This is a genomic window from Nocardioides immobilis (assembly GCF_003515065.1).
Classification (GTDB): Bacteria; Actinomycetota; Actinomycetes; order Propionibacteriales; family Nocardioidaceae; genus Nocardioides; species Nocardioides immobilis.
Genome location: NZ_QXGH01000014.1, coordinates 25526 through 45351, shown reverse-complemented (window position 1 = coordinate 45351; position 19826 = coordinate 25526). Strand labels below are relative to the sequence as shown.

Sequence of the window (19826 nt, the reverse complement as noted above, 5' to 3'; positions counted from 1 at the left end):
GGTGTGCTCCTAAGCGATCGGGTGGTGGAGGGTGACGAGCTTGCGGCCGTCAGGGAAGGTGGCCTCGACCTGGACGTCGGCGAGCATGTCCGCCACCCCGTCCATGACCTCGTCGCGGGACACGACCTCGCGGCCCCGGGACATCAGGTCAAGCACCGACGCCCCGGCCCGGGCCTCCTCGATGACCCAGCAGCTGAGGAGCGCCACGGTCTCCGGGTAGTTGAGCCGGATGCCGCGGGCGCGCCGGTCACGGGCGACCATTCCCGCGACGGCCAGCAACAGCTTCTCGGTGTCCGCTGGGGTCAGGTGCACGGCGTCACACTGCCATCGCCGCGCGCACGGCGTCGATCGCTGCGGGCCCGCCATCACCACGCGACGTGATCCGCCCCGACTCGAGCACGCAGTAGCTGCTCGTGGCCCGCAGGGCGAACCCGACGTGCTGCTCGACGAGCAGCACGGACAGGTCGCCACGCTCGGTGAGCGCGCTGATGACACCCTCGATCTCGGCGACGACGTTGGGCTGGATGCCCTCGGTCGGCTCGTCGAGGATGAGCATCCGCGGCTGGGTGAGCAGGGTCCGGGCGATCGCCAGCTGCTGGCGCTGGCCGCCGGAGAGCAGCCCGGCGCGTCGCGAGAGCAGGCCACGGAGCGCCGGGAACGTGTCGAGCACGTCGTCGATCCGTTCGCGGGTGGTGGTGATCAGCCGGAGGTTCTCGAGCGTGGTCATCTGGGGGAAGGCCTGCTGTCCCTGCGGCACGTAGCCCAGGCCTCGCCGTACCCGCGCGCTCGGACGGAGGCCCGTGACGTCGTCGCCGTCGAGGAAGACCCGACCGGAGCGGACCGGGAGCAGGCCGACCGCGACGCGGAGCAGCGTCGTCTTGCCGGCCCCGTTGTGGCCCATCACCGCAACCGCACCTCCTGGTGGTACGGCGAGGGTCACCTTCTCGAGCACCATCGTCCGGCCGTAGCCGGCGGTGACGTCGCGAACCTCAAGCATGGTCCGCCCCCTCCTCGACGACGCCTTCGACGATGCGGCCGAGGTAGATCTCCTGCACCTCGGGACTGGCCTGGATCTCGGCAACGGTGCCCTCGGTCAGCACCTTCCCGGCGTGCAGCACGGTGACGACGTCGGCGAAGCTGCGGACGAAGTCCATGTCGTGCTCGATGACGACGATCGTGCGCTCCTTCCCGATCCGTTGGAGGAGCGCGCCGGTCTCCTCCCGCTCCTCGGCGCTCATCCCCGCCACCGGCTCGTCGAGGAGCATCACCTTGGCGTCCTGCACCAGCAGCATGCCGATCTCGAGCCACTGCTTCTGCCCGTGGGCGAGCACGCCTGCCGGCTTGTCCCTCAGGTCGGCGAGGCCGACGGTCTCGAGGGCGTCGGCGACGTACGACGGCACTCCACGCCGCGCGCGGAGCAGTGCGAACGGGGAGCGGTGGACGCCACCGGCGATGTCGAGGTTCTGGAGCACGCTGAGCTGCTCGAAGACGGTCGCCGTCTGGAAGGTGCGGCCGATGCCGGCCCGCACGATCCGGTGGGAACGCATCGCGAGCAGGTTCTGGTTGCGGTAGCGGGCCTGACCGGTGGCGGGCACCAGCCCCGTGACGGCATCGACCAACGTGGTCTTGCCGGCGCCGTTCGGGCCGATGAGGAAGTGCACCCGGCCCTGGATCAGGGTCAGGTCGACGGCGTCTACCGCCGTGAACCCGTCGAACTGGACGGTCAGGTCCCTGATCTCGAGGTAGTCGAGGCCGACCTCGTCGGGCGTCGCGTGGTCGAGCTTCACGAGGTGGTCTCCTTCCGGCGCGGAAGGGGCACCAGTGCGGCCGCCCGCCCGAACGCCGAGCCGAGCCCGGCGGGGAACAACAGGATGACCACGATGAACAGAGCTCCGAGGAAGTAGGTCCACTGGTCGGGGAAGGACTCGGACAGTGATGAGCGTCCGTAGCCGACCGCAAGTGCGCCGAGAGCGGGACCGAGCAGCAGCGCCCGGCCGCCGAGCGCGACCCCGGCGATGAGGAAGATCGATGCGGTCGCGTCGACGTCCGACGGTGAGATGATGCCGGCGATCGGAGCGAACATGGCGCCGCCGATGCTGGCCATCACCGCGGCGATCACGAACGCTGCGAGCTTGACGTTGGCGGGGTCGTGGCCCAGGAACCGCACCCGCTCCTCGGCGTCCCGAGTGGCGACCAGCAGCTCCCCGAACCGGCTGCGGTAGAGCTGCCAGACGACGACTAGGCAGCCGATGAGCAAGGCAGCCGCGATCGAGTAGACCATCTTCTTGTTCACCGGGTCGTAGAGGTTGTAGCCGAAGAAGAAGGTGAACTGGTTGAGCCCGTTGAAGCCGCCCGTCTCCTGGATGGTCGCGATGAGGAGCGTCGCGAACACGACCGCGAGCGCCTGGGTGAGGATCGCGAAGTAGGCGCCCTTGACCCGGCGTTTGAAGATCGCGTAGCCGAGGATCGCGGCGGCGACCGCAGGCAGGGCGACGATCGCGAACAGCGTGAACGCGCCGCTGCGGAACGGCTCCCACCAGACTGGCATGGTGCCGTCGCCGTACAGCATCATGAAGTCGGGGACGCCCTCCGGACCCGCCGCCTCCAGCTTGAGGTGCATCGCCATCGCGTAGCCGCCGATGCCGAAGAACACGCCCTGGCCCATGACCAGCATCCCGCCGCGGCCCCACGCCAGGCCGATCCCGACGGCCGCGATCGCCCAGCAGCAGTACTTCCCGAGGTTGTTGAGCCGGAACGGGCTCAGCACGGCGGGCGCCACGACCAGGAGCAGCACCGCGAGCGCGGCGATCGCCACCAGCGGCCCGAAGGTGCGGACGGCCGTCCTCATGCCAGCCCCCTGCTGCGCACGGTGAACAGGCCCTGCGGTCGGAGCTGCAGGAACACCACTACGAGCGCGAACGTGGCGACCTGCGCCATGCTGGCGCTGGTCCAGTCTGCGAAGAACGACGTGGCGATGCCGACCGCGAAGGCGGCGATGACGGTGCCCTTGAGCTGACCGAGACCGCCCGCGACGACGACGAGGAACGCGGAGATGATGTACGCCGTACCGAGCCGGGGGTTCGTGCCGGAGATGAGGGACACCGCGACGCCGCCGATCCCGGCGAGCCCGGATCCGACGAAGAACGTGATCCGGTCGACCGCGCGCGTCCTGACGCCCACCGTCTCGGCCAGGTCGCGGTTCTGGACCGTCGCGCGGATCTGCCGTCCGAACGACGAGTACTTCAGGAGAGCGGCGAGGGCTGCGAGCGCGACCACCGCGAGCACGATCGTGAACATCTGCCGGTAGGGCCAGTGGTAGCCGAACACCGGGAGGTTCCCCTCCAGCCAGCTCGGGGTCCGCACCGGGTCGCCCTGGGCTCCGAAGACGTCCTTGGCCAGCTGTTGGAGGAACAACCCCACGCCGACGGTCACCAGCAGGGTGTCGAGCGGGCGGCGGTACATCCAGGCGATCACGGTGACCTCGAGCAGCAGCCCGAGCAGTCCCGCGACGACGAAGGCAGCCGGGAGGGCCACCAGAATGGAGACGTCCGCGTTGGTGACGACCTGCTGGGTGAGGAAGGCCGTGTAGGCGCCGGCCATTAGGAACTCACCGTGCGCCATGTTGATGACGCCCATCTGGCCGAACGTCAGCGCCAGTCCGAGAGCGGCGATGAGGAGCAGCGCGCCGGTGGCCGTACCGGCGAGCAGCGGGGTCGTGAACGAGTCCAAGGAGGGTCTCCTGAAGCCCGGAGCGGATGGGGCTGGTCAGCGCGGTGCGCCCCCCGAGAGGGCGCACCGAGCCGGTCGTCGTCACTCCGCGCTGGGGTCCCACCAGTCGTAGCCCTCGAGGAACGGGTCGGGCTCGATCGGGCTCTCCGAGGACCAGACCACGTCGAACTGGTTGTCGGAGTTGATCTGTCCGATCAGTGCGGTCTTGGCGATGTGGTGGTTGTCCCCGTCGATCGTGACCGTGCCTTCCGGCGCATCGAAGGTGACGCCGTCAGCGGACTCGTTGATGTCGTCGACCTCGAAGGACTCGGCCTTCTCGACCAGGGCCTTGTAGAGGTACAGCGACGTGTACGCCGCCTCCATCGGGTCCGACGTCGGCCGCTCCGCGCCGTACTTGTCCTGGAACGCCGCGATGAACGTGGCGTTGGTCGGGCTCTCCACGGACTGGAAGTAGTTCCACGCGGCGTACTGCCCGGTCACGTCCTTCCCCATCGCCGGCGCCTCCTCCTCCGCGATGGACACGGAGATGATCGGATTCGTCTCGGCGGTGAGCCCCTGCTCGTAGTAGGCCTTGATGAAGCCCACGTTGGAGGAGCCGTTGATGGTGTTGAAGACGAAGTCCGGATCGGCCTCGACGATCTTGGCGACCTGCGTGGTCCAGTCGTCGTCGTCGAGCGGCACGTACTCCTCGCCGACGATCTCGATGCCCAGCTCCGCGGCGTACTGCTTGATGATCTTGTTGGCCGTGCGCGGGAACACGTAGTCGGACCCCGCGAGGAAGAGCGACTCGACGCCTTCCGAGGCGAGGAAGTCCATCGCCGGGATGATCTGCTGGTTGGTGGTGGCGCCGGTGTAGTAGATGTTCTCCGACGCTTCGAGACCTTCGTACTGCACCGGGTAGAACAGCAGGCCGTTGTTGGCCTCGACGACCGGGAGCATGGCCTTCCGTGACGCGGACGTCCACCCGCCGAAGACCGCCGCGACACAGTCGCCGGTGAGCAGCTTGTCGATCTTCTCGGCGAAGATCGCCGGGTCGCTGGCGCCGTCCTCGGTGACGAACTCGATCTCCTTGCCGAGGATGCCGCCGTCAGCGTTGATCTCCTCCGCCGCGAGCGAGAGGGAGTCGCGGACGGTCTGCTCGCTGATCGCCATGGCGCCTGACGTGGAGTTGAGGAACCCGAGCTTGATGCTGTCGCCGGAGGTGTCGACGCAGCTCTCGGCTGCCGTCCCTTCTCCGTCTTTGTTGCCGCAGGCAGACAGGCCGAGGGTCGCGGTCAGCGCGACGACGGTGCCGGTCGCGAGGCGGGAGCGTGGTGAGAACACGGGTGGGCAGCCCTCTCGATCAGGGTGCACGGCGACACGGCCGCCGTGTGCTGGCTGGGACACATCGATGTGTCCCCGGTTGCCGAGGAACCTAGGGAGAGGGCGTTTCCAACTATTACCAAATGGTATTAAATCGTGATGACGAGCCGGCCGCTTCCGCAAGTGCACGCTGCCCCACTATCGGCTGAGGTGGCTCGCCAGCGGGCGGTGGACCCGAGGTCGGCGACCTGACAGGCCATGGGCGGCGGAACGACGCAGCCCGTGCAAAGCGGGGAATGGACGCCCGTTCGGATTCCACGCTATTCCGGGCGGGCATTGGCCGAGTCAGCCGATCACGTCGCGGATGAGGGCAGCGAACGCGGTCGGGTCGTCCCACGCCACGAAGTGGCTGGCCTCGGGCAGCGCGCGGATGGCGTAGCCGAAGCGCTCGGCGAGCGCCCGCGCGGCCCGGTGACGCGGCTCCGGGGACGCGGCGCCGTACGTGATCAGGACCCTGCCGGAGGCCGGCGACACCGGGCCCGGCTCGAACCCTCGGAACATCGCCAGCTCGCCGGCCGTGGTGTCATCGCTGGTCTCGACCATGTCAGGGTGCCAGGAGCTGCCGTACAGGGCGCGGGCGAGGCCCGGAGTTCCGTCGGTGGCGAATGCCTCGGTGACGGGCGTCAGCAGGTCCGTCACCAGGCTCCCCACGGCGGGCTCGTGAAGGATCGCGCCGGCGAGCGGTGTCCCGTTCCGGACCAGCTCCAGCCCGAGGGTCGCTCCGCCGCTCATGCCGACCACCCAGGCGCCGCTCGCGTGGTTCGCCAACCAGGCCGACTCGGCCTTCAGGTCGCCGGTGCGCGGCCGCTCCGGAGCCGAGACGTCGTAGCCGTCGAGCAGAGGTCGGAGCCGGTCCCACACCACGGGGGCGGTGGCCGTCCCGTGGACCAGCACGACGCGGGGGGCGCGGGGATGCACGGGTCCAACGTAGGCCTCTCCCGTGCGGGGAGGGACGTCGGTCCTGCCGGTTACGCAAACGTCATAGGCCGTCGCTGAGCGCCGAAACATTCAGTGTCCAGCCTTGTATACAGCGCGGCATACGACGTGTCGGGTCACTCGGGAAACGGAAGCGGGACATGGACGTCGAGACCACAGCGACACGCGCGACCGCGGCACAGCTGCTGCGGGAGCGCGCGTACACGCAGATCCGGAGGATGGTCATGCTGGGAGAGTTCCCGACCGGCCAACGCCTGGCCGAGGAGCCGATCGCCGAGCAGCTCGCCGTCTCCCGTACGCCGGTCCGCGAGGCGTTCGTACGGCTCCACGCCGACCGCCTGCTCAAGCGTTTCAACGACGGTGGCTACTACGTCGCAGAGATCGACCTGTTCGACATGCGCGACCTCTACGAGCTGCGGCTCACGCTCGAGCTGCGGGGCCTGACCCGTGCTCTGGAAGAAGGGATCTCCCACGACCGCGATGCACTCGTCGAGCTGCGGGAGGCCTGGCTAGCGATCCAGGCGGATCCACCCGAGCCGGACGGTTCGTTCATCGAGCTCGACGAGAGCTTCCACCTGGCCCTGCTGCGCTCATCGGGCAACCTGGCGCTCGCCGAGACCCTGGAGTCGGTCAACGGACGCATCCGGGCTGTCCGCACCTATGACTTCCTGACCGAGGACCGCATCACCTCCTCGATCGCCGAGCATCTCGGGATCGTCGAGGCCCTGCTGGACGACGACATCGCGCTGTCCGTCGACCGGCTGAGGGACCACATCGGCGCCTCACTCGAGGTCGTCGAGCAGCGCGCAGCCGAGGCGATCCGGCAGCGCTCGCTGCGCAGTCGCCGCAACCGAGGAGCCTGAGATGACCCTCTGCCATCCACTGCTCGAGGTGCTCGGGCTGACCAAGAGCTTCGGCGAGATCAAGGCCGCGACCGACGTCAGCCTGGAAGTCTGGCCGGGCGAGGTGCACGCGCTCGTCGGCGAGAACGGTGCCGGCAAGAGCACGCTGCTCAAGATGATCTACGGCGTCTACCACCCCGACGCCGGCCAGCTCGTCTTCGACGGCCACGAGGCCGTCGTGGCCAGCCCGTCCGACGCCCGCCGGCTCGGCATCGGCATGGTCTTCCAGGACCTCCGGCTGGTCCCGGCGCTGACCGTCGCGGAGAACATCGCCCTGGCGATCCCCGGCGGGGTCCGGCTCCGCCTGGGAGCGCTGCGCGCGCGCATCGACGAGGCGAGCGAACGGTTCGGCCTCGCGGTCGACAGCCGGGCGTGGGTCGGCCACCTCTCGATCGGGGAGCGCCAGCGCGTCGAGATCCTGAAGGTCCTGATGACCGGCGCGCGGCTGGTGATCCTCGACGAACCAACCAGCGTCCTCGCGCCCCAGGAGGTCGAAGCGCTGTTCCGGGTCGTCGAGCACCTGCGCAGCCAGGACTTCGGTGTCGTCATCGTCACCCACAAGCTCGACGAGGTGCGCACGATCGCGGACCGGGCGACGGTGCTCCGCGGCGGCCGGGCCGTCCTCAGCAACATCGTGCCGAGCCAGCACTCCGACGCCGAGCTGGTGGAGGCGATGGTGGGGCGCAGTGTCGCCGACCTGCAACGGCCGCCAGCGCGCACGAGCGAGCCGAACGGCGCCGCACCTGCGCTCGAGCTGGCCGGGATCGAATGTGCGTCGGACGGCGGCCACCTCGCGCTCAAGGCGATCAAGCTGGCCGTCCGCTCCGGCGAGCTGGTCGGGATCGCCGGCGTTGCGGGAAGCGGACAACGTGAGCTGTGCGAGGTCGCCCTCGGGCTCCGCCGCCCCCGCGCCGGCACGGTCCGGATCAACGGCACGCAGGTGCGCTCCGCGGCCGCAGCACTTGCTGCCGGAGCCGCGAGCGTGCCCGAGGACCCCGTCGCGGATGCAGTCGTCAGCCGGCTCGACGTGACCGGACACATGATCCTCAACGGACGGCCGCTCCCAGCGAGACGTCTCGGCATCGACTGGCGGAAGGTGCGCGAGACGACCGCCGACGCCGACCAGCGGCTCGGTCTGCGGATGGCCGCTCCGCACCGACGGGTCAGCGAGCTGTCCGGCGGCAACATCCAGCGCGTCGTCCTGACCCGGGAGCTGTCTCTCGACGCGACGCTGGTGGTGGCGGCCTACCCGAGTCGAGGCCTGGACATCGCGAACGTACGCCGTACCCAGGAGATCCTGCTCGAACGCCGCGATGCCGGTGCGGGGGTGCTGGTCGTCAGCGAGGACCTCGACGAGCTGATGGGGCTCGCCGACCGGATCCTCGTCATGCACGACGGGGCGATCTCGGGCGAGGTCCTGCCCGCCGCCTTCGACCGACAGTCCATCGGCAGCCTGATGACCGGGGGTGCGGCGTGACCGCCGTCGTGGCTGATCCCGAGGCCGAGCAGACGCCTGCCCCGCTGCTCTCCCGGGCACTCCCCGTGGTGATGCGCTGGGTGGGCACCCTCGCGGTCGCGCTGGTCGTGTTCAGCGTCCTCCTGTTGCTGAAGGGCGCGAGCCCGGTCACGGCGTACACCGGGATCTGGGAGTCGACCTTCCTCAGGTCACGCTCGCTCCAGGAGATCGTCGTCCAGATGACGCCGCTGGTACTCGGTGCGCTCGCGGTCGCCGTACCTGCGCGCGCGGGCCTCACCAACGTCGGTGGCGAGGGACAGATCATCATGGGCGGAGTGGGCGCGTGCGGCGCCTTCCTCTTCGTCGGGGAGACCGCCGCACCCGGTCTGCTGCTGGTCGCGATGCTGGTCTCGGCGATGGTCGCCGGAGCGGTGTGGGCCGGTATCGCCGCCGCCATGCGGCTGGTAGCGGGCGTCAACGAGGCGATCAGCACGCTGCTGCTCAACTTCGTCGCCCTCGACGTCCTGCTCTTCCTGATCTACCAACCCTGGCGGGAGAGCCCCGTCGGTCAGCCTGCGACGGTGGAGCTGGTCGACGCCGCGAAGCTGCCGTTCGTCGCCGCCACCCGCATCAACGTCGGCATCGTGCTCGCGCTGGTCCTCGCCGTGGTCGTCTACCTGGCGCTCAGCCGCACCCGGTGGGGCTACAAGATCTCAGTCGCCGGCGGCAACGCCGAGGCGGCCCGGCGCGCCGGGCTCAACGTGCGGCTGCTCGTGCTGTCGGCGCTGATGATCGGCGGTGCCCTGGCGGGCATCGCCGGGATGATCCAGTTCGCCGGCGTCGAGTACAAGCTGCGACCGAGCTTCGGCTACCAGCTCGGCTACACCTCGTTCCTCGCGTGCTGGCTCGCCAGGCACCAGCCATTCCCGATCCTGGTCGCTGCCTTCGTGTTCGCGGCGCTCTCGGTGAGCGGCGACAGCCTCCAGCTGGACGCCGGCGTGCCCGCTGCGTCGATCCACGTCCTCACCGCATTCATCCTCATCGCCGTGCTCGGGTTCACGGCCTCGCGCAGGAAGGCCGCAGCATGAGCCTGGTCGTGGATGTCCTCAGTGGAGGCGTCAGCGGTGGTACGTCGATCATGTACGCCGGCGTGGGCGAGACGGTCTCCGAGCGCGCCGGCGTGATCAACCTCGGCACCGAGGGGTCGATGCTGGTGGGGGCGCTCGGCGCCTATGCCGCCGGCGTCGAGACCGGCAACCCGTGGATCGGCGTCCTTGCGGGTGCCACCGCCGGCGGGGCGCTCGCCCTGGTGCACGGCTACCTCGTCGTACGACGCGGCGCCAGCCAGTTCGCGTCCGGGCTGAGCCTGCTCTTCCTCGCCCTGGGCCTCACCTCGCTCTTCGGTGCGCCGTACGTCGGACAGCCCGTCGTCGGGTTCGACACCTGGGAGGTCCCGCTGCTCAGCGACCTCCCTGTGCTGGGTCCCGTGCTGTTCCAGCACGACCCCCTGCTGTACCTCGGTTACCTCGTGGTCCCGCTGGTGTGGGTGGTCCTGTTCAAGACCCGCGTCGGGCTGCTCGGCCGGACCGCCGGTGAGCGAGCCGACTCACTGACGGTGCACGGCTACAGCGTGCACGCCATCCGGATCGGCGCGGTGACCGCCGGGGGCGTGCTCGCCGGCATGGGCGGCGCGCACCTCGCGACGGCGTACGCCAACGCGTGGTTCGAGAACATGGTGGCCGGTCGCGGGTTCATCGCCGTCGCGCTCGTCATCTTCGCGACCTGGAGCCCGTGGCGCGTCCTCGGTGGCGCCTACCTGTTCGGCTGCGCGATCGCGCTCGGACCCGCGCTCCAGGCGCGGGCGTTCGAGATCAACCAGTTCCTGCTCGACGCCGTGCCGTTCGTGCTGACCCTCGCCGTCCTCACGATCCTCGGCAAGCGGACGCTGTCGGCGTCGCCGGCCGAGCTCAAACGCGTCTTCGAGAACGCACCGCCATCCGGCTGACCCGCGATCGCCCGACAGAACTGACCGAAGAAGGACCCCAGAAAAAGACACCGCGCCCCGGCTCCTGGTCTGGAGAACTCGTCAGCCGTGGCGCAGTGCGTGAACAAAGGAGATCTCCCATGTCCGTCCATCAATCTACCGTCCGGGCCCTGGCCGTCGCGTGCGCGGCGCTCGTGGTCGCCGGGTGCACCTCGGCGACCGAGGCCGGGAGCTCCGGTGACGGTGAGCCCGGCAAGGACACCACCACCGTCGGGTTCATCATGGTCGGCCCGAAGGACGACTTCGGCTACAACCAAGCCGTCTACGAAGGCAGTCAGGCGGTCGAGGCGGCGTTCCCCGACCTCGAGGTGCTTACGGCGGAGAACGTCCCCGAGGACGACACGGCCGCGACGACCATGCAGCAGATGATCGACGAGGGCGCCGAGCTGATCTTCGCCACCAGCTACGGGCACCTCGACGCCGCGCTGAGCGTGGCCGAGGAGAACCCCGACGTCGTCGTCGTCCAGCAGGGCAACACGATCACTGACGACATCCCGGAGAACTCGGGCACCTACTTCGGCACCGTGTACGAGCCGATGTACCTCGCCGGTATCGCCGCGGGCACGGCGACCGAGAGCGACAAGCTCGGCTACGTCTACGCGTTCCCGATCCCGCAGACGATCGCGAACATCAACGCGTTCGAGCGCGGTGCGCAGTCCGTCAACCCCGACGTGGAGACGATCACCGTCAGCACCTCGTCATGGTGCGACCCGGGCAAGCAGCAGGCTGCTGCCGAAAGCCTGCTCGACGAGGGAGTGGACGTCCTGACACAGCACCAGGACTGCACCTCGACGGTGATCCAGGCTGCCGAGAAGTCGGGCGCCATGACGGTCGGCTACCACGCCGACGCGTCCGAGATCGCCCCCGAGGGCTGGCTCACCGGCGCCGTCTGGGACTGGGGGCCGGTCTACACGGACATTGTCCAGACGGTGGTCGACGGCGACTTCGTCGGCAGTGCGTACAACGACAACTTCCGGGTCGGCTACAAGACCGGGACGAACCCGTTCGTGCTGGCGCCGTACGGGCCGGGCGTGAGCGAGGAGACGATCACGGCGATCGAGACCGCCCAGGAGTGGCTCGGCACCGAGGAGGGCTCGCCGTTCGCCGGACCGGTGCTCGACCAGGACGGCGAGGTCCGCGTCGAGGAGGGAGGCGTACCGACGTACGCCGACAACGACGTGATGGACTACTTCGTCCAGGGCGTCATCGGAAACCTGGCCCAGTGACGGCCGGACGGACATGACCCGGAACGTCGCCCACACCACGCCGTACGCCTGGCCGTGGGACGGAGCCCTGGATCCCGGGCGGGTGGCGCTGGTCGTCATCAGCCCGCGGCTCGGAGGCGACCGTCTGCCGGACTCGCGGATCTGGCAAGAGGTGCGGGCGACGGCCGGGACGGTCCAGTCGGTCGGCGGCGCGGTGGTCCAGGTGACGACCACACCGCCCGACCGGTCCGCCGGCGTCCGCGACGAGCACGCCGTCGTCGGTGCCGACCACGTCCTCGACGCAGCCGGCATCGACGGTTTCTACGGCAGTCCGCTCGACGGCCTGCTCCGGCGGCTCCGTCGCGACCAGCTGCTCCTCGCCGGAGCCTGGCTCGAGACCGGCGTCCACTCCACGATGCGGTCCGCCAACGACCGCGGCTTCGAGTGCCTCCTGGTGCTCGACGCGTGCCTTGCCTACGAGCCCGCCCTGGAGGCGGCCTCGCGTTCCCAGATCGAGATGTCCGGAGGGATCTTCGGCGCGGTTGGCCAGTCGGTCGACGTCTGCGCCGCGATCACCTCCGCCTGAAAGGACAGCGCCAATGGACACCACCAGGTTCGGAAAGCTCGACGCCCAGCCCTACGCGTGGCCGTACGACGGCTCGTTCTCGCCGGCCACGACCGCGCTCGTCAACATCGACTGGCAGGTCGACTTCTGCGGCCCCGGCGGGTACGTCGACCGGATGGGCTACGACCTGTCACTCACCCGGGCCGGGCTGCCCGCCACGCAGGCGGTGCTCGCCGCGGCGAGAGCGGTCGGCATGTTCATCGTCCACACCCGGGAGGGGCACCGTCCCGACCTCGCCGACTGCCCTCCCAACAAGCTCTGGCGCAGCCAGCAGATCGGCGCCGGGATCGGGTCGGACGGACCCTGCGGACGGATCCTGACGCGCGGCGAGCCGGGCTGGGAGATCGTGCCCGAGGTCGCGCCGATCGAGGGCGAGCTCGTGATCGACAAGCCGGGCAAGGGGTCGTTCTACGCCACCGACCTCGACCTGCTGCTGCGCACCCGGGGCGTGACGCACCTGATCTTCACCGGCATCACCACAGACGTCTGTGTCCACACCACGATGCGCGACGCCAACGACCGTGGTTACGAGTGCCTGCTGCTCACCGACTGCACCGGTGCCACCGACCGCGGCAACTACGAGGCGGCGCTGAAGATGGTGACGATGCAGGGCGGCGTGTTTGGGGCGATCGCCCCGTCATCGGCGCTGCTCGCCAGCCTGGGCATGGCGGCCGGGGCGGCATGACCGACCCGACCCTCGAGCCCGGGTCGCTGCGGAGCGGCTACGCGAGCGGACGATGCACGCCGGCTCAGGTCGTCGAGACGGTCCTCGCCCGCATCGCTGCCCGCGGCGACGACGGTGTCTGGATCTGCATGGTCGAGCCGGACCATCTCCGGAACGCCGCCGCTGCCCTCGACCCCGCCGATCGCGAGCGGCTGCCGCTGTGGGGAGTGCCGTTCGCCGTCAAGGACAACATCGACGTCGCCGGCATGCCGACGACGGCGGCCTGTCCGGGATTCGCCTACGAGCCGACGACGACGGCACCCGTCGTGGAGCGCCTGCTCGAGGCCGGTGCGCTGCTGGTCGGCAAGACCAACCTCGACCAGTTCGCCACCGGCCTCAACGGGACCCGGAGCCCGTACGGCGTCCCGGTGTCGGTCGCCGACCCCGACCTGATCTCGGGCGGCTCGAGCTCCGGGTCCGCGGTCGTCGTCGCGGCGGGCCTCGTGTCGTTCGCCATCGGCACCGACACCGCAGGGAGCGGCCGGGTGCCCGCCGCTCTCAACGGCGTCGTCGGCCTCAAGCCCACCCACGGGCTGGTGAGCACCCGCGGGATCGTGCCGGCATGCCGTTCGCTCGACTGCCCATCCGTCTTCACGACGTCGGTAGCAGATGCCTCAGCCGTGCTCGCCGTACTCGCTTCGTACGACGAGCTCGACCCCTACGCCAGGCCGCTTGGGAAGCCGTCGCCCCCGCTGCGGATGCCGCTGGACCGCCTCCGGATCGGTATCCCCGACCAGATCTGCGCCTGGGGCGCGCGCGGCGAGCGGGCGTGCTGGGACGAGCTGCTGAGTCGTCTCACCGGTGCTGGCGCCGAGCTGGTCGCCGTACCGATGGAGCCGTTCTTCGAGGCAGGAGACCAGCTGTACGGCGGCGCCTGGCTCGCCGAGCGCCTGCACGGGCTCGCCACGTTCCTGGGCGAGCGGTCCAACGAGGTCCTGCCCGAGATCCGCGAGGTCCTCCTCGGCGCCGGCGGCGTGTCCGGCGTCGAGGCGTTCGGTGCGTTCGACCGCATGCAGGCGCTGCGGCGGACCGTCTCCCGGCTGCTCGCGACCGTGGACGTGCTGATCACGCCGACCGTCACCGAAACATTCGCCGTGGCCGAGATGGTCGCGGACCCGGTCGCCCTCAATGCCCGGCTGGGGCGCTTCACGACCTTCACCAACCTCCTCGACCTCTGCGCGCTGGCGGTGCCGGCCGGTCGAGGTGCAGGCGGTCACCCGTTCGGGGTGACCGTGCAGGCCGCTGCGGGCAAGGACGCGACGATCTCCGCTGTGGGGGCGGCGATCGAGGCACTCCTCGGAGACGCTCCGACCCCCGCGGCGGCCTGGGCCGAACCTCCGGCGGCGACCCTGGACCTGGCGGTCGTCGGTGCCCACCTCGCCGGGTTCCCGCTGCACGAACAGCTGGTGGAGCGAGGCGCTCAGCTCGTTGCCCGCACCGCGACGGCGCCTCGTTACCGGCTCTACCGGCTCCTCGACGCCCACCCGCCGAAACCGGCACTCAGCCGCACAGGCAGCTCCGGCAGCGAGATCGCCGTCGAGGTCTATCGGCTGCCGTTGGCAGAGGTCGGCGGGTTCCTCGCACACGTCGCCGCTCCGCTGGCGATCGGACAGGTCGAGCTCGCCGACGGCTCCTTCGTGCATGGATTCGTTTGCGAACCCTGGGGACTGGACGGGGCCGAGGACATCACCGCACACGGCGGATGGGCCGCCTACTGCGGCTCGACCGCGAGGTAGCGCGCCGCGGGGGCGGCCCAGTGCGCCGGTGTAGACGAGGATTTTCGAATGTCGGGCGGCAAGTCCCGTGCCGCCGTGTGAGCGCGGAGTGGGGCCGTGTCGACTAGTGAAGAAGACAGGGCGTTGTTGCGTGTCATCGGAGTGAACGAGAAACCCCCGAACCCCCGGTGGACTGATGAGGGCGCGCCGCACGGGCTGGGCCTGAGCCAGCGCCCGGCCCACGTGTACGGCATCCCGCAGTCAATGCTTTCCCATTGAGTCCGTCCAGACGCAGGCCAGCGGCGTCACAACGCTGATTCGGGTGCTCGACAGACTGGGTGCGGAACTGCATCTCGAGTTGCGGTTGCTCGAGGCCGGGCGGGGGAGGTGCGGCGTGGGAAGCAGCGGTCGATGCGGCTGAACCGGCTCGTCGTGGGCAAGTTGAGCCGCGACCCCGATCGTGTCCCTGGCGATCGCGCGCGACGACATCGCGCAGTGGCGCGAGATCCGCGCGGGTAGGCCGTCGATCTTGTCGGCGCTGGAGCGGGGGAGCGAGGTTCTCGAGGAGGGCGTCGAGTCGGTTGCGGCAGCATTGATCGGGCCAAGCGAGGAGGGGGAGGACCTGCGGCAGAACTCTCCGTTCGCCGGCGTGCTCGGCCAGGAGCCGCGCGCAGGCGCGGGCGGCCTTCCGCCGCCAGTGTGAGCGCCGCGCACCGACAACCGCGGCTGTTGCCGAGAAGAGCCTGGTGCGATGAGCCGCGAGCAGCGCGCCGAGGTGTTCCGGGGAGTCAGCCAACGGGGCGATGATCGGCCGTTGGTCATGGGATCGCAGGCGATCCTGGGCACGGACGAGGAAGACGTGCTGCCACCGGCCGCCACCGTGTCGATGGAGGCCGAGACCGCGTTCCTCAGCGACGAGGACCGGGCGAAGGCGGACCTCGTGACCGCCGCCATCGGGGAGGACTTCGCCTTCCACCAGTTGCGCGGCTATTACGCCGAGGGCATCCACGTCGAGGCTGCGCCCTTGCCCGAGGGCTGGCGCGACAGTCTGATCACTCAGCCCCTTCCCGGCCGGGTCGAACGGACCAGCGGTCGCCCTCATTCTGGAACGCCACGACGGGACTTCTCGGGACGCTGGGTTCAGCCACGCGCCTTTGACCAGACGGACAACGCGCTCGGTCTCGACCTTCCTGGAGGCCGGGCGACGCGGCTCGCCTGCGCGGGGACCATCGCCGCTCGCACAAGCCGCCGGATCGGTGCGAGCCACCGCCACCGGGACCGCTGATTTGCTGAGACAGAATGCCCTGGTCCTCATTTTCACCGCCCGGGCTCGACCAGTTTACGGACCCGTCACGACGGTCGAATCGTCAGGACACGAGCGGCCCTCAGACTGGGTGCCGTCCGTGCTTGTGCTTGACCGGAGGGAGCCGGTGGTGTCCCGAGCAGCCCGTTTCCTGAACAGGATGGATGACTACACCCCATGGGGCTTCAGTCAGTCGGTTGTCCGTCTTGATGTGCCGCGACCGGCCAGGCGGGCGGTGACGCGTGATCCTGCCGACGTCGACGTTGGTCACGCGATCCGGCGCATGCTCGACACCGAGCGGCACCGCGCTCTCGATCTCGGCGACCCGGTCCTTACGCTCCGCAACGCCGAGCGGCTGCGTCGGCACTTGATGGCGTGCCTGGACGAGCTGGAGGTCGACGGTCCGCGCGCCGTGCGCGCGCTGCGGCGCCGAGGATGGTCGTTCGCGCGGATCGCTGGTGAGACCGGCCTGAGCGACCGACGTGTCGCCGACTTCGCCCGAGGGACCTACTCGTGCGGCATCGATTCGGCCTCTCCGGTCATCCACTGACGCGGAGTCGTGGTGTCGATCGCGTGGGACAGCCGGCGCCGGAGGCTGCATGCGTCAGCTGAGTTGCAGGCTCTCTGTGCGTTAGGTGGCCGGTAGAGGCGCCTTCACGAGCCTTCTCCGGTGGGTCACGCCCAACACAATGATTGCCTCGCGCAGTGCACGACGATCACGCGATTCGCCAAACTCGGTCGGGCTCCGCAGAGGTCGCGAGGCTGTCGCATCCGCCGTTCTGCGACAGGTGGGGCACCTGTGCTCCGTCGTCGGCCGACTGTTCCCAGCGCTCCGGACATCGGCAGGCACTCCAGACGATGACGCCGACCCGGAGCTGAGCGCTACTGATCGGTGAGCACGCCGGCCCATCAGGGGATGGAGGCGAGGTCGCCGGGATCCGGCGCTCGGACAGCGCTCAGGCCTGCGTACGCGTGCAAGCGCTCGTAGTTCGTGACCTTGACGAATCCCGGTCGTGCCACGATGGCGCCGGCTCGCTCGAGGATCCCGAGAGCCCTGTTGACGCTTTCACGCGCTGCCCCTACGAACTCCGCGAGCTCGCTTTGGGTCAGTTGGTGGTCGACGCGCGTCTCTCCGGGCGCAGTCGACACGGAAAACTTCTCGGCAAGCACCACGATGGCGCGCGCGACACGGCTCGGAACATCGGCGTATACCAGCTCGGCGACGGCGTTCGATGACAACCTGATCCGACGTGCAAGGTCGCGCATCAGCGTGGCAGCGAGGGCGCTGTTCGCCTCCAGTTCGTGGTCGAAGGCATCGCGTGTCAGCTCCAGCAGGGTCGTCGCTCTGACCGCGGTGACCGTGGCGGTGCGGAGCTCACCGTTCAGCAACGACATTTCGCCGAAGTGGTCGCCGGGGCCGAGAATCGCGAGGATCGTCGGAGAGGTGGATCGCTGGACCGTCCTTGGTCTGAAGACCTTGACAGCCCCGGTCTGCACCACGAAGAGGGAGTCGCCCGGGCTTCCCTCGGCGAACACAACGTCCCCACGTTTGAGGTCCAACCGAGTCATAGCGGCCCGCAGTCCGTCCACTGATATGGCGGTGCCCTCAAGCGATGCTCCGTTCGTCATGCTCTCCTCCTCAAGGCACCAAATGTTGATCCGCTGCGAATCAAGCCCGCCTCACCCTGCCGGGCCGAGCGGCTGACCAGCGATTCGCGCAGTTGTGCCCCCTTTGCGCCGTGGGGCAGGGTGAACCCATCCCGACCTGCGCCGGCGGCCCCGTGTCCAGGGTAGGGGCGCGGGATTTCAAGGACGTTGCGGATCAGTCTCCCCTTGAACGCGCAAGCACGAACCCCCGGAAGGCTCTCCGCGCCTGGCTGGACAAGCCATTCGTTGCGACCGGGGGGAGATCGGCCACCGGGTCGGACTTGGTCACGAGGTCCGCGCTTCTCGGCATCATCGCCTCGCGCGACCGTCCCTGGTGGTCACCAGACGCGTCGCTGACCCGCGTGACCAGCGAGCGCACTTCCAGTTGCCGTCCGCGCGCACCATACCTGTGTCATCGGCATTCGGGCGGTCTCGGATTCACTGCCCTCCGACGATGATGGCGCTCGCGAAATTCCCCAGTGATGCTCATCGAAAGTCCTCACCCCTGGGCGGTGGTCACTGTAGCGGTCGGCGGGTGCCGGTCGCGGTCTGTCGGAGTGCGTCGTTCTTGGCGTGGTGGTCGCGGAGTCGGTAGGACTCGCCGTCGAGGTTGAACACGACGGAGCGGTGCAGGAGCCGGTCGAGCATGGCGGCAGCGACGGTGGTGTCGCCGAGCACCTCGCCCCAGCCGGCGACGCCGCGGTTGGTGGTCAGGACGATGCTTGTCTTGAGATAGCGCTGGGACACGACTTGGAAGAGCGCCGATGCTGCTTCGCCGGGGAGCGGGAGGTAGCCGAGCTCGTCGATGACCAGGAGCGTGGGTCCGGCGAAGAACCGCATGGTGGTGGCCCAGCGACCTTCGATCGCGGCGCGGTGGCATCGGGCAGCGAGGTCGGCGGCAGTCGTGAAGTAGGTGCGGTAGCCGGCTTCGGCTGCGGCCCGTCCGAGTCCGACGGCGAGGTGTGTCTTCCCGACTCCGGGCGGGCCGATCAACAAGACGTTGGTCGCGGATTCGAGATAGCGGCAGGTCGCGAGCTCGTCCAGGAGCTTGCGGTCGATGCCGGGCGCGGCGTCGAAGTCGAAGCCGGCCAGTGTCGCGGGGGTCGGCAGGGACGCGAAGCGGAGTCGGCCGGCGAGCTTGCGGGCTTCGGTGGCCTCGACCTCACGGGCGAGCAGGTGTTCCAGGGTCGCGGTCATCGACCACTGCTCGGCTTCTGCTTGGGCGAGCACGCTGGGCAGGTGCTCGGCCGCGGCGGTGAGCTTCAACGCGGCCAGGTGCCCGCGCAGTTGCTGGTAGAGGCTGGGCTGGGTGCCAGACATCGGCATCGGGTCGGTGGTGGTCACGGGAGGGTGTTCCTTCCATTGGCTGCTCGGTCGTACTTGGACATGTCGATCACGACGTCGGCGCTGAGGGCATTGCCGGCGTCGTCGGGGGCGGTCCGGGCGCGCAGTTGCTCGGCAGCGGCCCGTGCTGCGGGTCCGGGTGGGATGCGTTCCTTCTTCCGGTGCGGTGCCCGGGTGTCGTGCGCGGCGAGCACGAGCTGCTCGAGTGCGATCACGTGGCCGTGGTCGCGGACCATCACGCCGGCGCCGCAGGGTGCGGATGCCGGCGGGCGATCACGATCCCGCTGACCGTGGCGATGTCGAGGTGCTGGGTGCCCAGGCGTTGGGCGACGACGACGGTGGCGCGGGTGAGCTCGGGCGGGACGGAGTAGAAGTTCCCCCGCCAGGCGACCAGTGCTTGTGCCGAGACGATCCGCTCGGCGGTGATGGTCGCGGGGAACGGCGTCGTGGGGGACAGCGGCCAGGGGTTCGCGTTCGGCCAGGGTGAGCACGCTGGCCTTCCCGCCCGGACCGGCTGGCCGCAGCCGAGCATCGCCGCGCAGCTGACAGAACCGGTCAAGGCCGGCCTGGGCTTCCTCGACGGTGACCTCATCGGCCAGGGTGCGCCACCAGCGCTGGGCGGCGGTGTGGTTGGACTTCTCCACCCGCCCTTGCGGTTCCCGCTGCGTGGCGGGCAGATCGCAACGCTCACGCCGTAGTGCTTGGCGACCGCAGCGAACGAGGCGGTGACCTTCCCCGACTCGGGATGGCACACCGTGGCCATCCGGTCGAACCGCCAGGTCTTGGTCAGCCCGCCGAGCGCTCGGGCGACCGAGTCCAGCCCGGCGATCCACG

The 19826-nt window shown here is 69.6% G+C and carries 22 protein-coding genes; 11 read left to right on the top strand and 11 right to left on the bottom strand.

Going from position 1 to position 19826, the window contains the following annotated elements:
- Positions 1 to 9 precede the first annotated feature (9 nt).
- The 7 genes from D0Z08_RS10245 to D0Z08_RS10215 all read right to left on the bottom strand — a co-directional run bounded on the left by D0Z08_RS10245 (position 10) and on the right by D0Z08_RS10215 (position 6009).
- Positions 10 to 312 carry an urease subunit gamma gene (locus D0Z08_RS10245; RefSeq protein ID WP_118925150.1) on the bottom strand — a complete coding sequence of 101 codons (303 nt, stop codon included), beginning with the start codon at positions 310 to 312 and terminating at the stop codon, positions 10 to 12.
- A 4-nt stretch (positions 313 to 316) separates the two neighbouring features.
- Positions 317 to 997, bottom strand: a complete 681-nt coding sequence (locus tag D0Z08_RS10240) for an ATP-binding cassette domain-containing protein (RefSeq protein ID WP_118925149.1) — start codon at positions 995 to 997, stop codon at positions 317 to 319.
- On the bottom strand, positions 990 to 1787 hold the full coding sequence (gene urtD / locus D0Z08_RS10235; RefSeq protein ID WP_118925148.1) for an urea ABC transporter ATP-binding protein UrtD: 798 nt from the start codon (positions 1785 to 1787) through the stop codon (positions 990 to 992). The genes D0Z08_RS10240 and urtD overlap by 8 nt, the downstream gene beginning before the upstream one ends.
- Positions 1784 to 2848 carry an urea ABC transporter permease subunit UrtC gene (gene urtC / locus D0Z08_RS10230; protein ID WP_118925147.1) on the bottom strand — a complete coding sequence of 355 codons (1065 nt, stop codon included), beginning with the start codon at positions 2846 to 2848 and terminating at the stop codon, positions 1784 to 1786. The genes urtD and urtC overlap by 4 nt, the downstream gene beginning before the upstream one ends.
- Positions 2845 to 3729 (bottom strand): urea ABC transporter permease subunit UrtB, encoded by an 885-nt coding sequence (urtB, locus tag D0Z08_RS10225; protein ID WP_118925146.1) that lies wholly within the window; start codon positions 3727 to 3729, stop codon positions 2845 to 2847. The genes urtC and urtB overlap by 4 nt, the downstream gene beginning before the upstream one ends.
- An 81-nt stretch (positions 3730 to 3810) precedes the next feature.
- On the bottom strand, positions 3811 to 5052 hold the full coding sequence (gene urtA / locus D0Z08_RS10220) for an urea ABC transporter substrate-binding protein (protein ID WP_118925145.1): 1242 nt from the start codon (positions 5050 to 5052) through the stop codon (positions 3811 to 3813).
- Between the two features lie 324 nt (positions 5053 to 5376).
- The gene (locus tag D0Z08_RS10215) at positions 5377 to 6009 is read right to left on the bottom strand and encodes an alpha/beta fold hydrolase (RefSeq protein WP_147381391.1); all 633 of its coding nucleotides are present in this window, start codon (positions 6007 to 6009) and stop codon (positions 5377 to 5379) included.
- Positions 6010 to 6167: 158 nt separating this feature from the next.
- Here D0Z08_RS10215 and D0Z08_RS10210 point away from each other — a divergent pair, with 158 nt between their 5' ends.
- From D0Z08_RS10210 to D0Z08_RS10160, 11 genes are all read left to right on the top strand, one after another.
- Entirely contained in the window at positions 6168 to 6890 is a 723-nt protein-coding gene (locus D0Z08_RS10210; protein WP_118925143.1) for a GntR family transcriptional regulator, read from the top strand.
- Between the two features lies 1 nt (position 6891).
- Positions 6892 to 8406 (top strand): ABC transporter ATP-binding protein, encoded by a 1515-nt coding sequence (locus D0Z08_RS10205; protein WP_118925142.1) that lies wholly within the window; start codon positions 6892 to 6894, stop codon positions 8404 to 8406.
- Positions 8403 to 9473, top strand: a complete 1071-nt coding sequence (locus D0Z08_RS10200) for an ABC transporter permease (protein WP_220454135.1) — start codon at positions 8403 to 8405, stop codon at positions 9471 to 9473. The genes D0Z08_RS10205 and D0Z08_RS10200 overlap by 4 nt, the downstream gene beginning before the upstream one ends.
- Complete coding sequence (locus D0Z08_RS10195; RefSeq protein WP_118925141.1) at positions 9470 to 10390, top strand: ABC transporter permease; 921 nt, start codon at positions 9470 to 9472, stop codon at positions 10388 to 10390. The genes D0Z08_RS10200 and D0Z08_RS10195 overlap by 4 nt, the downstream gene beginning before the upstream one ends.
- A gap of 119 nt (positions 10391 to 10509) precedes the next feature.
- Positions 10510 to 11655 (top strand): BMP family ABC transporter substrate-binding protein, encoded by a 1146-nt coding sequence (locus D0Z08_RS10190; protein WP_118925140.1) that lies wholly within the window; start codon positions 10510 to 10512, stop codon positions 11653 to 11655.
- A gap of 13 nt (positions 11656 to 11668) precedes the next feature.
- Positions 11669 to 12220 (top strand): isochorismatase family protein, encoded by a 552-nt coding sequence (locus D0Z08_RS10185; RefSeq protein WP_118925139.1) that lies wholly within the window; start codon positions 11669 to 11671, stop codon positions 12218 to 12220.
- Positions 12221 to 12233: 13 nt separating this feature from the next.
- Positions 12234 to 12944 (top strand): biuret amidohydrolase, encoded by a 711-nt coding sequence (biuH, locus tag D0Z08_RS10180; RefSeq protein WP_118925138.1) that lies wholly within the window; start codon positions 12234 to 12236, stop codon positions 12942 to 12944.
- A complete protein-coding gene (gene atzF / locus D0Z08_RS10175) occupies positions 12941 to 14719 on the top strand; it encodes an allophanate hydrolase (protein ID WP_118925137.1) in 1779 nt (592 codons plus the stop codon). Before biuH ends, atzF begins: the two co-directional genes overlap by 4 nt.
- Before the next feature lie 439 nt (positions 14720 to 15158).
- Entirely contained in the window at positions 15159 to 15401 is a 243-nt protein-coding gene (locus D0Z08_RS10170; RefSeq protein WP_118925136.1) for a hypothetical protein, read from the top strand.
- Positions 15402 to 15449: 48 nt separating this feature from the next.
- Positions 15450 to 15983 carry a hypothetical protein gene (locus D0Z08_RS10165; RefSeq protein ID WP_118925135.1) on the top strand — a complete coding sequence of 178 codons (534 nt, stop codon included), beginning with the start codon at positions 15450 to 15452 and terminating at the stop codon, positions 15981 to 15983.
- 253 nt (positions 15984 to 16236) lie between these two features.
- Positions 16237 to 16551: a hypothetical protein gene (locus D0Z08_RS10160; RefSeq protein WP_118925134.1), complete on the top strand. Its 315-nt coding sequence runs from the start codon at positions 16237 to 16239 to the stop codon at positions 16549 to 16551.
- A gap of 359 nt (positions 16552 to 16910) precedes the next feature.
- Here D0Z08_RS10160 and D0Z08_RS10155 read toward each other — a convergent pair whose 3' ends face one another.
- From D0Z08_RS10155 to D0Z08_RS32630, 4 genes are all read right to left on the bottom strand, one after another.
- Positions 16911 to 17630 (bottom strand): Crp/Fnr family transcriptional regulator, encoded by a 720-nt coding sequence (locus D0Z08_RS10155; protein WP_118925133.1) that lies wholly within the window; start codon positions 17628 to 17630, stop codon positions 16911 to 16913.
- Positions 17631 to 18164: 534 nt separating this feature from the next.
- Positions 18165 to 18992 carry an IS21-like element helper ATPase IstB gene (gene istB, locus D0Z08_RS10150; protein ID WP_220454134.1) on the bottom strand — a complete coding sequence of 276 codons (828 nt, stop codon included), beginning with the start codon at positions 18990 to 18992 and terminating at the stop codon, positions 18165 to 18167.
- The gene (locus tag D0Z08_RS32635; RefSeq protein ID WP_220454133.1) at positions 18989 to 19231 is read right to left on the bottom strand and encodes a hypothetical protein; all 243 of its coding nucleotides are present in this window, start codon (positions 19229 to 19231) and stop codon (positions 18989 to 18991) included. The genes istB and D0Z08_RS32635 overlap by 4 nt, the downstream gene beginning before the upstream one ends.
- Positions 19228 to 19551, bottom strand: coding sequence for a Mu transposase domain-containing protein (locus D0Z08_RS32630; protein ID WP_220454132.1), 324 nt, complete (start codon positions 19549 to 19551; stop codon positions 19228 to 19230). The genes D0Z08_RS32635 and D0Z08_RS32630 overlap by 4 nt, the downstream gene beginning before the upstream one ends.
- Positions 19552 to 19826 lie beyond the last annotated feature (275 nt).

Bases quoted from the DNA above. Each gene is read 5' to 3' on its own strand.
- biuH (WP_118925138.1), top strand. From the start codon at position 12,234: ATGGACACCACCAGGTTCGGAAAGCTCGACGCCCAGCCCTACGCGTGG.
- D0Z08_RS10185 (WP_118925139.1), top strand. From the start codon at position 11,669: ATGACCCGGAACGTCGCCCACACCACGCCGTACGCCTGGCCGTGGGAC.
- D0Z08_RS10210 (WP_118925143.1), top strand. From the start codon at position 6,168: ATGGACGTCGAGACCACAGCGACACGCGCGACCGCGGCACAGCTGCTG.
- D0Z08_RS10205 (WP_118925142.1), top strand. From the start codon at position 6,892: ATGACCCTCTGCCATCCACTGCTCGAGGTGCTCGGGCTGACCAAGAGC.
- D0Z08_RS10190 (WP_118925140.1), top strand. From the start codon at position 10,510: ATGTCCGTCCATCAATCTACCGTCCGGGCCCTGGCCGTCGCGTGCGCG.
- D0Z08_RS10165 (WP_118925135.1), top strand. From the start codon at position 15,450: ATGAGCCGCGAGCAGCGCGCCGAGGTGTTCCGGGGAGTCAGCCAACGG.
- urtC (WP_118925147.1), bottom strand. From the start codon at position 2,848: ATGAGGACGGCCGTCCGCACCTTCGGGCCGCTGGTGGCGATCGCCGCG.
- atzF (WP_118925137.1), top strand. From the start codon at position 12,941: ATGACCGACCCGACCCTCGAGCCCGGGTCGCTGCGGAGCGGCTACGCG.
- D0Z08_RS10155 (WP_118925133.1), bottom strand. From the start codon at position 17,630: ATGACGAACGGAGCATCGCTTGAGGGCACCGCCATATCAGTGGACGGA.
- D0Z08_RS10195 (WP_118925141.1), top strand. From the start codon at position 9,470: ATGAGCCTGGTCGTGGATGTCCTCAGTGGAGGCGTCAGCGGTGGTACG.
- D0Z08_RS10240 (WP_118925149.1), bottom strand. From the start codon at position 997: ATGCTTGAGGTTCGCGACGTCACCGCCGGCTACGGCCGGACGATGGTG.